Origin of the sequence: Bradyrhizobium campsiandrae, from assembly GCF_014529705.1 — a bacterium.
In the GTDB taxonomy this organism is placed as follows: domain Bacteria; phylum Pseudomonadota; class Alphaproteobacteria; order Rhizobiales; family Xanthobacteraceae; genus Bradyrhizobium; species Bradyrhizobium campsiandrae.
The window spans coordinates 1-14,048 of sequence record NZ_JAANIH010000116.1; the positions used below are offsets into that span (position 1 = coordinate 1).

Genomic DNA, 14,048 nt, shown 5'->3' on the forward strand with positions numbered 1-14,048 from the left:
CTTAGCCACCCGCGTCAGGGGGCACCAACACCAGGCTGGAAAACCACATCCAACCTCACCGAGGCCCCCCAACAACGACCGGCCACAACTAAGAAAACTCTCCACTTCGAGGTTTTTCAGCAAACTGCTAGGAGATCTGCTCCTAATGGTGCAAAGAGCGATTATCCGCCGGCTCGCGTCGCTAGTTCTTTGAGTATTTCCTCGGTGTGTTCTCCGAGGCGAGGCGGTTTGCGATGAAGCGAAGCCGCGGTTCGGGAGAAGCTCGCCAGCGGAGCCATCGATACCGTTCGTCCCGCGGCCGGGTCGTCCAATCGCCGGAAGAAGTTTCCTTCCTCGAGATATTCGTTTGTGAATATGGCCTTGAAATCATGCACCGGTCCGTTTGGAATATCGGCGATATTCAACCGCTCCTGCCATTCAGCCGTGCTTCGCGTCTTTATCGTCTCGACGACGATGCCGTACAATTCGTCTATGTTTCGTACCCGATCCTCCAGGTGGAGAAAGCGGGGATCCTTGGCCAGTTCAGGTCGCTCCATTGCGGCGAACAACCGCGACCATTGGTCGTCGGTGACTGCGAGAAGCGAGATGTAGCCGTCCGACGTCTTGTAGGGCCGGCGGTGTGGCGTCAACATGCGGCTGTAGCCAAAGCCGAGATCGGGCCGGTCGATCACGCCGCCCCAGAGGTGTTCGATCATGTTGAATCCAACCATGGCGTCCATCATGGCGACATGGACTTCCTGGCCGAGGCCGGTGCGATCGCGGGCAAACAATGCCATGCCGATGCTCGAGGCCAGAATATAGCCACAGAGCTTGTCGCAGATGATCGTCGGAAAATATCGCGGCGCGCCGTCCACGACGTTCATCGCGGCAATTCCGGAGGCGGCCTGGATCACGTCGTCGAAGGCCGGCCAATCCCGTCGTGAGCTGTCATTGCGATACCCCCCGGCGGACGCGTAGACGAGCCGCGGATTTTCCTTGCCAAGTTCGCGATAACTGATGCCCAGCCGTTTGGCCGCGCTCGGACGCATCGAGTGGACGAACACATCCGCCGTTTGAACCAGGCTCATCAGAGTTGCGCGATCGGCCGGCTTCTTCAAGTCGAGTACAACGGATCGCTTGTTGCGGTTCATGTTGCGGAAGAACGCGCCCATTCCCTCGCTTGGTGCCGGGCCGACCTTTCTCATGTCGTCGCCGCTCGGCGACTCGACCTTGATCACGTCGGCGCCCATGTCTCCCAGGATTTGCGTGGAGACCGGGCCGAGAACATTGATCGTTAAATCGACGACGCGGATGCCAACGAGCGGTCCGGTTGCTTTGTCGAGTTCGGAAGTGGGCTTCTTCATGAGGTGCTCATTCGCTGGCGCGGGCCTTCATCATCCGCAGCGGGGTGTATTCCAGAACGGCCGTGCCGTCCTGCTTGCGAACGATGTTTCTAGTTCGCACCAGGCCGCGGTTCGGCCGATTCTTGCTGCGCCGCGCTTCAATGACTTCGCATTCGACATGGATGGTGTCGCCCGCGATCACCGGCCCTTTGACATTGAATTCCATTTGCAGGAACGCAAAACCAGTATGCTGCATCGTGGCCTGAACGAGAAGTCCCTCGGCGAAACAGTAGACGAGCGCAGCCGGCGCCGGCCGCCCCTTGAGATCTGACTCGTGCTTCAGGAATTCGAGGTTCGTGAACAGAACTTCGACCATCCCCGTGCAGTTCACGAAATTGACGATATCGGCCTCAGTGACCGTACGGCCGATCGTCTTGAATTTGCGCCCGAGGGTCGCGTCTTCGTAGTGCAGTCCGATGCCAAGCGTTTCCATGTGGTATCTCTGGTTGCGTGAGCCTAGTTGTGGAAGATGGATTTTGCGACGATGTTGCGCTGAATCTGGTTGGTGCCTTCGATGATCTGGAGCACCTTCGCATCGCGGAAATAGCGGTTGATCGGGTATTCGTTAGAAATGCCGGCCGCTCCAAAAAGCTGAACCGCATCCGTCGCGACCTTCATTGCGGTGTCCGTGGCGAAGCACTTTGCCGTCGCGGCTAGCGGCGCAAGGTCGGTACCGCGGACGCCGCGATCGACGGCGCTTGCTGCCTCGTAGGTGAGATTGCGGGCCGCGGCGATCTGAATGGCCATGTCGGCGACAATCCAGCGGACACCCTGAAAGTCGGAGATCGTCTGGCCGAACGCATGCCGATTGGAAATGAATTCGACGGCGTGATCCATGGCGCCCTGAGCCAGACCGACGCCGCGCGCCGCCATGATGGGGCGAGAATCATTCAGAGCCGACATCGCGACCTTGAATCCGCGCGCCTCGTCGCCGAGGCGATTTTCCTCGGGCACATAGGCGTTGTCGAAAAAGAGGGCATGCGAACCGACGCCACGCGCACCCATCTTGTCTTCCTTCGGGCCCAGCGCGAAACCGGGCGTACCCTTTTCGACGATGAACATCGCGATCTGCCCGCGCGAGTTCTCGTCGCCCGTCCTTGCGGCGACGAGAACGAAATCGGCATTCCCGGAGTTGGTGCACCAGATTTTCGATCCTGTCAGGCGGTAGCCCTTGCCGTCGCGTTTGGCGCGCGTCTTCATTCCGGCGACGTCCGAGCCACTTTGCGGCTCGGTCAGCGAGAAGGCCGCCCGAAGCGAGCCGTCCGACAGTCCGGGAAGATATTTGTTCTTCTGTTCGCGCGTTCCGCTGGCAAGGATCGCACCCATCGGCACCCATTGCAGCACCAAGAGGTACGCCGTGTTGTAGCAGACGCGGCCGAGTTCTTCGACCGCAACGCAACCGGAGAGAAGGCTGCCTGTCCCGCCATACTCGGCGGGAAACGGCAGGGTGAACAGGCCGAGCTCCTTGAGCATGTCGAACATGTCCTGCGGATACTCGCCCTTGCGATCGATTTCCTGGGCGCGTTTTGCGACCCGTTCCCGGGCGACGCGGCGTACGAGCTCCTGAACCTGGATCTGATCTTCCTTAAGCCACTGACTCACGCTTGATGTCCCGTCTTCGCCTGGCATGTCGGCAGGCGTTGCCATTTCACTGTCTGTCCACAGTGGTGGACGCATCGATTTCGTGCGTCAACAAGACAGGCCAAGGCGGCGATGTTTAACACATCCATGTCGTCTGGCCGGCGATCTGCAGTCTCGTTGATCGCCTCCAACGCTCGCTTTCGCAGAGCGAGTCACTGGCGGCACATGGGGTTTCCGCCCGTGCGCGATCTTGACAACCAGATCGAACGCCGTTCAGAATACGGAATACCGTTCATAAATCGGTGTCAAAAGGATGCGTCGGGAGAAAATGTCGATGGAAAGCCAACCCGGTAGCGCCATTTCCAGCGACGCTCATGTCGTGAAATCGGCCGCCCGGACTCTCGAAATTTTGGAATATTTCGACGAGATGCGTCAGCCGCTGACCGTCGTCGGTGTGGCCATGGGGCTCGGTTATCCGCAATCAAGCACTGCGGCTCTTTTGCGCAGCCTGACGGCGATGGGCTATCTCCATTACGACACCAAGAAGCGCACCTATATGCCGACGGAGCGCGTTCCATTTCTCGGAAGCTGGATCGAGCCGAGGCTTTTCGAGCAGGGGACGTTGCCGCGGCTAATGCATGCGATCGGCAGGCGGACCGGCCAATTGGTCGTGCTCGCTGCTCGAAACGGCGACATGGCTCAGTACATTCACATCTTGAACGAGCCGTCGGCGGTCGCCCATCACCTCAGGATCGGACAGAAGCGCTCGCTTGCGGCTTCCGGCGTCGGCCAGGTTCTCCTGAGTTCGATGAACGACAAAGATGTTCGCCGGCTTTATCACCGCATGAACGCCTATGCGCAATCGTCGGAGGAGAAGATTAATATCGGAGAACTCCTAGAGCAACTCTCCTTGATCAGGCGGCGTGGCTATACGTTTTCCCGCAATCGTGTCGTCGATGGCTACGGCATGATTGCCGTCCTGATCCCGAAATCGTCCTCCAGCCAGCCGCTGGCGCTTGGCGTCGGAGGTCATTGCGAGACGCTGGAGTTGCACGAGGCGGACATCGTGAGCGCAATTCACGATGAGTTGGAAACGCATCTCAAACAGGCAAGTTCGGACGCCTCCTCGCCGGCGCGGCTCTCGTTACCCATTCGCGTTCCCGCATATGGTGCACGAGGTTACCAGATGCTCTCGGGCGGACTCTCGGCTGATTGATCGCGTCATGGGTCCGCTTGCAGGGATAAAGGTCATCGAGATGGCCGGCATCGGCCCAGCGCCGATGGCGGCGATGATGCTTTCGGACATGGGCGCTCAGGTGCTTCGCATCGAGCGCCAGTCCGATTCGGGCCTGGGAATCCGGCGCCCGGAAAAATACGACCTATCGCTGCGCGGCCGACCGGCATTGGCGCTCGATCTCAAGAGCAAGGCTGCGACAGAGGTCGTGCTGGGGCTGATCGGACAATCCGATGCCGTGATCGAGGGATTTCGTCCCGGTGTGATGGAGCGTCTGGGTCTTGGCCCTGACGTGTGTCTGGCGCGGCAACCGAAGCTGATCTACGGCCGCATGACGGGCTGGGGACAAAGCGGTCCATTGTCTCAGGCCGCCGGTCACGACCTCAATTACATCGCGCTGACCGGCGCCTTGAACGCGATTGGCAGGAAAGGGCAGTTGCCCGCACCGCCCCTCAATCTGCTTGGTGATTTCGCAGGCGGATCCGCGTATCTCGCGTTCGGGTTGGTTTGCGCCTTGCTGGAGGCGCAGCGCTCCGGCCGCGGGCAGGTTGTCGATGCGGCCATCGTCGATGGAACCGCGCACCTGATGACGAGTATCTACGGAATGTATGCGGCCGGACTGATGAGCCCGGAGCGAGGTTCCAATTTCACGGACTCCGGCGCGTTCTTCTATGACGTCTATACCTGCGCTGATGATCTGCTGATTTCGATCGCACCGATTGAGCCGAAGTTCTACGGCGAGCTTCTCAAGCTGCTCGGCATCGATGCATCCGAGATGCCACCACAGAACGACCGTTCTGAGTGGGAGGCGGGGAGGGCGAAGCTCGCCAAGGCGTTCAGAACCAAAACACGTGCCGAGTGGTGCGCCTTGCTGGAAGGAACCGACGTATGCTTTGCCCCGGTTTTGAATTTTGATGAGGCGGCCGCCCATCCGCACATGCGCAGTCGCGCCGTGCTCGTTGACATCGATGGGGTGGTGCAGCCGGCGCCGGCGCCGCGCTTCAGCCGCAGCATTCCGGGACAGCCCTCGCCTCCGCGTAAGGCAGAAAACACGCCGCTTGCCGAAGCGCTTGCGGGATGGATGACCTTCGAAGAGATCGAGAGTCTTCGCGCCACGGGGTTGACCATTCAGGCTTAAGAAGCGTGCCTAGCGTTCGGTGACGGCCTTACTCCAGGTCTTCGTCGCCGCGCTGTTCGACGTTGATGCGTCTCATGTTGTCGAGTAGTTTCAGCAAATAGTGCAGCGTGTGAGTTGCGTCCCTCGTGGAGAAGTCGGCGAGGGCCTCGCCGTAATAGACGTGGATCTTTGGCAATGCCAAAGTGTGCCACACATGATGACCCGATTTCGTCATCTTCACGATTCTTGAGCGTCGATCACGTGTGTCCGGCGCGATCAGGATGTGTTTGTCGCGCTCCATGCGGCTGAGAACGCCGGCTAAGTTCTGGCGGCTGACCATCAGATACCGGGCAAGTTCCCCGATGCTCATGCCGGCTTCGGCCTGTTTGCGCGACAAGGCTCCGAGCACCGCCCATCGCTGGGTGCTCAGTCCTTCCGCTTCGACCGCGCGGCTGCCAGTTTTGTGCAACATATTGGTGCATTGATACAGCCGGAAGAATAGCCGGTTAGCCAACTCCAGCTTTCCTCTCGTCGATCGGAGCGATTTTCCCACTGTTTTTCGCATAGCTGGGTTTCTCTTGTCAGATAGGACGATATATAACAATATATTGCTATAATAGCGATAACCTGGCGCACAATGCCGGATCCAAACAATCGCAGATCGTTGCGGAGAGTCGGGAGGAAAGATAATGCGGTTCGAGAACAAGACAGTGGTCTATGGGTGGCGGCGGCGGGATCGGCGGCGCAACGTGCCGAAAGTTCGCCGAGGAAGGCGCCCGCGTCTCGGTATTTGACGTCAACCACGAAGCGGCGCTCAAAGTCGCGGTCGAGATCCAAAAATCCGGCGGGCGCGCGGAAGCGTTCGAATGCGATATTACCAGCAGGCCGAGCGTAAATGGCGCCATTGCCGCCGTAACCACCAAGCTCGGGCAGATCGATGTGCTCGTGAACAATGCGGGCTGGGATGTATTTCGTCCCTTCATCAAGACGGATGCGGCTCAGTGGGACAAGCTGATTGCCATCAACCTGACCGGCGCCTTGCACATGCATCATGCGCCGCTTCCCGGAATGATCGATCGCAGGGCGGGCCGGATCGTCAATATTGCGTCCGATGCGGCGCGTGTCGGATCGTCCGGAGAAGCCGTCTACGCCGCCTGCAAGGGCGGTCTGGTCGCGTTCTCGAAGACGATCGCGCGCGAACATGCCCGGCACGGAATCACCGTGAACGTCGTTTGTCCGGGACCGACCGACACGGCGCTATTCACCGATTACAAGGAAGGCGCCGGCAATCCGGAAAAGCTGGAGGAAGCCTTCCGGCGTTCGATCCCGCTCGGCCGCATCGGCCAGCCAAAGGATCTGCCGGGCGCCATCCTGTTCTTCGCGAGCGAAGATGCGGCCTATGTGACGGGCCAGGTGCTGAGCGTGTCCGGCGGCCTGACGATGAACGGTTGATTGGATCAGAATTTGGGGTGCAAACAGATGCAATACGAAGATCTCATTTACGAAGTCCGCAACGGCGTTGCGTGGATCATCATCAATCGCCCGGAAAAGATGAACTCGTTCCGAGGCAAGACCTGCGAAGAATTGATCCAGGCCCTCTACAAGGCCGGTTATGACAAGGATATCGGCGCCATCGTTCTTGCGGGGGCGGGCGACCGTGCCTTCTGCACCGGCGGCGACCAGTCCGCGCATGACGGCAACTACGACGGTCGTGGCACGATCGGTCTTCCGATGGAAGAGCTGCATACGGCAATACGCGACGTTCCGAAGCCTGTCATCGCGCGTGTCCAGGGCTACGCCATCGGCGGCGGCAATGTGCTCTGTACGATCTGCGACCTCACGATCTGCTCCGAGAAAGCGATTTTCGGGCAGGTTGGACCCAAGATGGGATCCGTCGATCCCGGCTACGGTACGGCATTTCTGGCCCGTGTTGTCGGTGAGAAGAAGGCGCGCGAGATCTGGTACATGTGCCGGCGCTATAGCGGGCAGGAAGCCGCTGCGATGGGGCTCGCCAACGCCTGCGTCCCGCACGACCAGCTTGACGATGAAGTGCAAAAATGGGGCGAAGAACTGTGCGAACGCAGTCCCACGGCAATCGCGATCGCCAAGCGGAGCTTCAACATGGACACCGCGCACCAGGCCGGCATCGCCGGAATGGGGATGTACGCACTCAAGCTCTACTATGATACCGAAGAATCGCGCGAGGGTGTCAAGGCGCTGCAGGAAAAACGGAAACCCGACTTCCGGAAGTTTGCCAAGTAGGACCTCGTGCGCTGAAACGGACGATCGTGGGCGCCGATCGACGCCCACGATCCAGCGGTAGCGTCCATTGCGGTGATGGCGGATACATCGTCGATGGTGCCCGCCCATCTTATACTTTCGGCGCTACCGTGTGGCCGATTTGGTCACTGGCGACACGGAGATTTCCGGATAACGTGTCGCAGCTTCAAATACGCAAAAACACGTATGTGTTTGTACAAGAAGCCAGCCGTTTCCAGATTGGATTGGAAGCGAAGTTGGCCGAGAAGACTGGTTGGAAATGCCTTGCCTACATAAGCCCATTCTAGGAGGTGCCATGAGGATCCGCTTTAGCTCAGTAGTCGCTGCCGCGTTGCTCAGCGTTATTGGAACCAGCGGCGCGCGGGCTGAGAATCCATCCGACCCGATCTCCATCCCCGTGTTGACGCCGTTGACGGGAGCGCTGGCGATCCTGGGGCAGGATGGCAAGAAAGGACTTGAAATTGCGGCTCAGGAGATCAATGAGGACGGTGGCATAGCCGGCCGCAAGATTGTATTCGAGTTCGCGGATTCGCAAGGCAAACCAGACGTCGCTCGCCGCGAGATGGAGCGCTTCGTTCGCTTGAGAAACGCTCCATTCGTGGTCGGAGACGACATCAGCGCGTCCACGTCGACCGCCGCGCAGTTCGCCGAGGCTTCCGGGACGCCGCTGTTCAATGTCGCCGCTGTATCCTCGGAAATCATCAACCGCCACTACCACTGGTATTTCAGCCAACAGATTACCAGTGACAACGAAGCGGACGCGGTCGTGGCGTTCCTGACGTCGCTTACCGAACCCAAGGGGGGCATCAAGAGCCAGAAGATTGCACTGCTTTACGAGGACAGTCCCCGCGGCGCCGACACCGGCGAACTGGTGCGCAAGCTCCTCGAGAAGCAGGGGGTGAAAGTAGTCGTCGAGACGTCCTATAATCGCGCCGAGCGAAACTTGTTGCCGGTGATGAAAAAGGTGCAGGAGGCGAATCCGACCATTCTGGTATGGGCCGGGTATACGGAGGACGTCGTTGCCGGCCTCAAGGCCATGAAGCAACTTGATTTCACGCCGTATGTGATCGGTGTCGGCGGTGGCCCGGGAGATCCGCGGCTCCCTCAATTGGTCGACGCAGAATTCATCGATCGGCTGAATCTGTGCAACATCGACTACTTCAATCCGGACCTGAAGAAGGTCGCGTACCTCACCGAGGAATACAACAAGCGCTACAACGCGCTGCCATCGAGCTATGTCGGTTTGGCTTACGCGGCCGGGATCACCCTCAAGACGGTGCTCGAGAAAGTCTACAAGAAGTCGGCAGCTCCGACCCGCGAAGACCTGCAAGCAGCGTTTCGTGAGCTGGATATGAGCATCGACCAGACGGCGATACCTGGCGCGATCAAGTTTGACGCCGATGGCCGCAATGTCGGCGCGCAGGGTCTGGTCGCGCAATGGAAGAACGGTGCCCGCAAGAAGGCGACGGTCTTTCCTGCGTCGATCGCGACGATGTCACCCACACCGATTAAGTAACGATCCAGATATGCCGAGCGCAGATCTTCTCCTGCAGGCCGTTGTGTCCGGGATATTGGCCGGAGGGGTCTATTCGCTGGTCGCCGTATCGCTCGCGCTGGTATTCGGCGTGATGCGCGTGCTCAACTTCGCCCATGGCGATCTCTTGATGATCGCCATGTACGGGGTTGTCGTGCTGAATCGCGAGTTCGGACTTTCGCCCTACGTCGCTGCGCTCGTCATCCTGCCGTTGATGGGCTTGCTCGGAATGTTGTTGTTTCAGTTTCTGATCAAGCCGGTGCTTGGCTCCAGTCCGTTGACGCAGGCCCAACTCACGATCGGGCTTTCGTTCGTCATCCAAAGCCTTCTTCTGATCGTGTTCGGCGCCGACCTGCTCAATACCAACACGTCCTTCGGCGATCTCTCCTATCACTTCCATGGCGTCGTGATCGGAGTGCCGCAGCTGATCGGCTTTGTGGTTTCGCTTCTGGTGTGCGGCCTGCTGTCTGCGTTCCTGACGATGACGGAGATTGGTCATCGTATTCGCGCGACTTCCCAGGATCCGACCATGGCGTGGCTGTGCGGCGTTGATATCAAACGAACGCAGTTGATGGTCTTTGCGGGATGTATTGCGATCTTGGCCATTCCGGCCGGATGCCTGATGACCTTCTCCTATGTAACGCCATCGACGGGTATCCGCCTAAGCTTGCTTTCGCTGCTGGTTGTGGTCCTCGGCGGCTTGGGCGACCTGCGAGGCGCTTTTGTCGGGGGACTGATCATCGGTCTGGTGGAGTCGTTGGCGGCAGCCTTGCTGAACAACCCGGCTTCGCCGTCGTTGACCTATCTTGTATTTGGAGCCGCGCTTCTGTTCAGGCCGAAGGGTCTGTTTGGTCGTGGGAGCAACGCATGAGCGCTGTTCTCTCACGCTTCGACCGGCAGCTCGTTGTTTGGATTGCCGTGATAGCACTGGCCACGGCCTTGCTTCTTGCCTTTTCCGGACCGTACACGATTTCGATCGCCGTCGGCCTGTTCACGTGGATGTATCTGTGTGTCGCATGGAATATGATCGGCGGAATCGTCGGCCAAGTGTCATTCGGCCATGCGGCGTTCTTCGGGATCGGCGGCTATGTCTCGACCTATCTGGCGACAAGTTATGGTATTTCGCCCTGGGCAGGTATGTTCGTGGGCGGGACTATCGCTGCCGTGGCCGCAGCAGCCGTGGGGTATCTGCCGTTTCGATGGAATCTCAGCCCGCTGGTCTTCGCCCTGCTGACCCTGGCGTTTGCCTACGTCCTTGAGTTCGGTGTCGGCGGCATTCGGGCGCTTGGCGGCACAAATGGTCTCTACGCCAAGACGATCGGCACCTCGTTCTGGGACTTCCGCTTTGTCGAGCCGGGGGCATTCCTTGTTGTCATCGCGGTAATGCTTTGCTTGCTGCTGCTGGTGGTGTCGGTGATCTACACCGGTCGAACCGGGTTCTTCTGGCGAGCCGTTCACGACAACCAGGCTGCCGCTTCAGCGATGGGATTGAACCCGTTTTCCATCAAGCAACGTGCGTTTGTTCTGAGCGCGTTCGCGACGGCCTTGGCTGGGAGTTTCCAGGCGCAATTCGTCGGCTTCATCGATCCGGTATCGATGTTTGGTATCGAGATCACCATTTTCATCTTGTTGTTCACCGTTATCGGCGGTGCGGGTACGTTGATTGGGCCGTTGCTCGGTCCAGCTTTGCTTTTCCCGGTCGGCGAATCGATCCGGGTGTATCTGCAAGACCACGGGGGCGGCGCTCTTCATCATATGCTCTATGGCGTGGTGCTGGTTGCCGTGATCCTGCTGTGGCCGGGTGGGATCGTGGCCGGCCTTTCGCGCTTTGGTGTTTCCCGCGGGCGGTTGAGGCTTCCCAAGCCGGCAGTGGCTCCCCAGCGATCTCCTGCTGCCGTGGCCACAACCGGCCCGGAGAATATCCTTCAAGTCCGGGGGCTCAGGAAAGCGTTCGGCGGTCTGATCGCGGTCAAGGACGCCACGTTTGACGTCAAGAGGGGCGAGATCTTCGGCGTGATCGGGCCGAACGGCGCCGGCAAGACGACACTATTCTCGATGCTCGGTGGATTTGCGCGGCCGACATCTGGGACGATCGTCTTTGAGGGGCGAGAAACTCAAACACTCGCGCCATTCGAGGTTTGTCGACTCGGCTTGGCGCGAACCTTCCAGATCGCCCAGCCGTTTGCCAGCTTGAGCGTAAGAGAAGTTGTCGCGGCGGCCGCGCTTGCGCAGGACGATCTGGATGACCCCGTTGCGTTCGCCGATGGCATCATCGCCCAGATGGCGCTTTCAGCCCGGTGCGACGTGAAGTCCGCCGACCTTACCCTTGCGGAGCAGCGGCGGCTGGAAATTGCCCGCGCGTTGGCGACCCGGCCACGCTTGATCCTGCTCGATGAGATCCTCGGTGGGCTTACGCCGCGAGAGGCTGACGAAGCCATCGAAAACATCCGGAGAATTCGTGAAATCGGCGTCACCGTGCTCGTGATCGAACACATGGTGCGAGCGGTGATGGCGCTTTGCGACCGCATCTTTGTGCTGGACGCCGGGGAGCCGATCAGTCTGGGAACGCCGGAAGAAGTGCGTCGCGACAAGCGGGTGATAGAAGCATATCTTGGGGGCTCAGCATGAGCCGGATGCTCCGCGTATCGAACATGACGGCCGGTTACGGTACCTTGCCCGTGCTGCGGGGCGTCGACCTCGAAGTGACGACAGGAGAAGTCGTCGCTGTCCTCGGGACGAACGGAGCGGGAAAATCTACCTTGCTGCGCTGCCTTGCTGGCTTGCTACCTTTCTCCGGCGAGGCGGCTTTCCTCGACCTTACGATCAAGGGAAGCGCGCCTCACGTCATCGCCCGCCGCGGCTTTATTCAGGTCCCCGAGGCGCGCCATATATTTCCCGATCTGACGGTCCTGGAGAATCTGCTGGTCGGAGGCACCGCGCTGCCGAAGCGGAGCGATCGGCTGCGCGTGTTGGACGACGTGTTTGCATTGTTTCCAATCTTAGCACAACGGCGATCCCAGCAGGCGGGGACGATGTCCGGCGGTCAGCAACAGATGCTGGCGATCGGGCGCGCGTTGATGGGCAAGCCGAAACTGCTGGCGCTCGACGAACCGTCGCTGGGGTTGGCCCCACTTATCGTCCTGGAATTGTACGAGGCGTTGCGTCGCCTGATCGATACGGGCTTGACTGTATTGCTCGTTGAGCAGGACGTCTCGGTTGCTCTGAAGATCGCAAACCGTGCGTGCATTCTAGAAGGAGGCCGCGTGGTGCTGCAAGGGTCTGCAGCCGAACTGCGTAATAGTCCACACGTGCGAGAGCAATATTTTGGTGCTTGACTGCTTGGTTAGCTTAAAGGGAGTTTACGTACTTTGCGGCATATTTTAGATCGATTGCAGTAGAGTGGTGCTCAAAATGCTACTTCTCTGCCAAGGCGCCGGGATGATGACATGGTCCGACTTCATCGACAAATATCCGCTGCGCTCGCGGCTGGACGCGATCATCGATATGGGCCACCCGCTGGTGAAGCTGGCGCGGACGATCGACTGGTCGTTCCTGGAGCAGCGGTTCGGAGCGGTCTATGAGGACAAGCCCGGCCGGCCGCCATTGCCGACGCGGCTGATGGCGGGGCTTGCGATCCTCAAGCACACCTACGACCTCTCCGATGAGGTGCTGTGCGAGCGCTGAGTGGAGAACCCCTATTACCAATTCTTCTGCGGCGAGGAGTTCTTCCAGCACCGCCTGGTGTTCGACCGCTCCTCGCTGACGCGCTGGCGGCAACGCATGGGCGAGGAGAAGTTGCAGGCCTTGCTGCAGGAGAGCCTTGCGGTGGCCAGCAAGACCGAGGCGATCAAACCGGCCGATCTTAATCGTGTCATCATCGACACGACGGTGCAGCCCAAGAACGTGATGTTCCCGACCGATGCCAGGCTGCTGAACCGCGCCCGCGAGATCCTGGTCCGGCTGGCGAAACGATATGGTGTCAAGCTGCGCCAGTCCTATGCCAGAGTGGGCAAGTTCGCGCTGATCAAGCACCAGCGTTATGCCCACGCCAAGCAGTTCAAGCGCGCCAACCGAACCTTGAAGAAGCTCAAAACCTATCTCGGCCGCATCATCCGCGACATCGGCCGCAAACTTGGTGGCAACGCCGACTTGCTCGGTGGGATCGTATTGGAGCGCATGCTGTCGCGGGCGCGACGCGTGCTTGAGCAGAAGCAGCACCAGCGTGGACCGAAGGTCTACTCGCTGCACGCGCCGGAGGTGGAATGCATCGGCAAGGGCAAGGCGCACCGACCTTACGAGTTCGGCGTCAAGGTCTCGGTCGCCACCACGCTGGCGCACGCCAAGGGTGGGCAGTTCGTGACCCATGTGAAGGCGCTGCCCGGCAACCCCTATGACGGCCACACACTTGCAACCGTCATCCCCGAGATGGAGGAGCTGATCGGCAACACCATCGAGCGCGCGCTCCTCGACAAGGGCTATCGCGGCCACAACGCCCCGCCCGATTACAAGTTCAGGGTGTTCATCTCAGGACAGAAGCGGCGGGTGACACCACAGATCAAGCGCGAGCTCCGACGGCGTTCCGCCGTCGAGCCGGTCATCGGCCATCTCAAATCCGAGCACCGCATGGGCCGCAATTACCTCTGGCACCGCGAGGGCGACGCCGCTAATGCCGTCCTCGCTGCCGTCGGCTACATCAACTTCCGCCGCCTCATTCGGTGGCTGAGCCTTCTGCTGTTCGAAATCCTCTCCCGGCTCAGCCTCGAACTGAGGCTCAGCCCAGCCTGAAATCCCGATTCTTCACATGGCGTAATCGCGGCTGACGGCTTCTCGAAGACTCGAGATCCAGTAGGATCCCGCCTCAGCGGATGATGGCAAGGGAGAGCAATGCTATGAAACAGTACGTCGGTTTGGACATCTCCA

Annotated in this window: 12 protein-coding genes and 1 pseudogene; 9 read left to right on the top strand and 4 right to left on the bottom strand. The window is 59.7% G+C overall.

The features are described 5' to 3' along the window. Positions 1-161 precede the first annotated feature (161 nt). The 3 genes from G8O24_RS41365 to G8O24_RS41375 are packed head-to-tail and all read right to left on the bottom strand — an operon-like array spanning position 162 to position 2,984. Entirely contained in the window at positions 162-1,343 is a 1,182-nt protein-coding gene (locus G8O24_RS41365) for a CaiB/BaiF CoA transferase family protein (RefSeq protein ID WP_188108234.1), read from the bottom strand. A 7-nt stretch (positions 1,344-1,350) separates the two neighbouring features. Beyond that, entirely contained in the window at positions 1,351-1,815 is a 465-nt protein-coding gene (locus G8O24_RS41370; RefSeq protein ID WP_188108235.1) for a MaoC family dehydratase, read from the bottom strand. A 23-nt stretch (positions 1,816-1,838) separates the two neighbouring features. Further along, on the bottom strand, positions 1,839-2,984 hold the full coding sequence (locus tag G8O24_RS41375) for an acyl-CoA dehydrogenase family protein (protein WP_311972561.1): 1,146 nt from the start codon (positions 2,982-2,984) through the stop codon (positions 1,839-1,841). A gap of 313 nt (positions 2,985-3,297) precedes the next feature. Between G8O24_RS41375 and G8O24_RS41380 the strand changes: the two genes are divergently transcribed. Further along, a complete protein-coding gene (locus tag G8O24_RS41380; protein ID WP_188108236.1) occupies positions 3,298-4,179 on the top strand; it encodes an IclR family transcriptional regulator in 882 nt (293 codons plus the stop codon). A 7-nt stretch (positions 4,180-4,186) separates the two neighbouring features. Continuing rightward, on the top strand, positions 4,187-5,335 hold the full coding sequence (locus G8O24_RS41385; protein ID WP_188108237.1) for a CaiB/BaiF CoA transferase family protein: 1,149 nt from the start codon (positions 4,187-4,189) through the stop codon (positions 5,333-5,335). Positions 5,336-5,363: 28 nt separating this feature from the next. On the opposite strand, the gene G8O24_RS41390 is transcribed toward G8O24_RS41385, so the two are convergent. Beyond that, positions 5,364-5,879, bottom strand: coding sequence for a MarR family winged helix-turn-helix transcriptional regulator (locus G8O24_RS41390; protein WP_188108238.1), 516 nt, complete (start codon positions 5,877-5,879; stop codon positions 5,364-5,366). A gap of 152 nt (positions 5,880-6,031) precedes the next feature. On the opposite strand from G8O24_RS41390, the gene badH reads away from it, so the two are divergent. From badH to G8O24_RS41425, 7 genes and pseudogenes are all read left to right on the top strand, one after another. Beyond that, positions 6,032-6,766, top strand: a complete 735-nt coding sequence (badH, locus tag G8O24_RS41395) for a 2-hydroxycyclohexanecarboxyl-CoA dehydrogenase (protein WP_188108239.1) — start codon at positions 6,032-6,034, stop codon at positions 6,764-6,766. A gap of 27 nt (positions 6,767-6,793) precedes the next feature. Then, on the top strand, positions 6,794-7,576 hold the full coding sequence (badI, locus tag G8O24_RS41400; protein WP_188108240.1) for a 2-ketocyclohexanecarboxyl-CoA hydrolase: 783 nt from the start codon (positions 6,794-6,796) through the stop codon (positions 7,574-7,576). Between the two features lie 313 nt (positions 7,577-7,889). Continuing rightward, positions 7,890-9,110, top strand: a complete 1,221-nt coding sequence (locus tag G8O24_RS41405) for an ABC transporter substrate-binding protein (protein ID WP_188108241.1) — start codon at positions 7,890-7,892, stop codon at positions 9,108-9,110. A 10-nt stretch (positions 9,111-9,120) separates the two neighbouring features. Beyond that, positions 9,121-9,999 carry a branched-chain amino acid ABC transporter permease gene (locus G8O24_RS41410; protein WP_188108242.1) on the top strand — a complete coding sequence of 293 codons (879 nt, stop codon included), beginning with the start codon at positions 9,121-9,123 and terminating at the stop codon, positions 9,997-9,999. Next, entirely contained in the window at positions 9,996-11,756 is a 1,761-nt protein-coding gene (locus tag G8O24_RS41415) for a branched-chain amino acid ABC transporter ATP-binding protein/permease (RefSeq protein WP_188108243.1), read from the top strand. The genes G8O24_RS41410 and G8O24_RS41415 overlap by 4 nt, the downstream gene beginning before the upstream one ends. Beyond that, a complete protein-coding gene (locus G8O24_RS41420) occupies positions 11,753-12,463 on the top strand; it encodes an ABC transporter ATP-binding protein (RefSeq protein WP_368736650.1) in 711 nt (236 codons plus the stop codon). The genes G8O24_RS41415 and G8O24_RS41420 overlap by 4 nt, the downstream gene beginning before the upstream one ends. A 103-nt stretch (positions 12,464-12,566) precedes the next feature. After that, positions 12,567-13,913 (top strand): annotated as a pseudogene (locus G8O24_RS41425) (IS5 family transposase). The last annotated feature ends 135 nt before the right edge of the window (positions 13,914-14,048 follow it).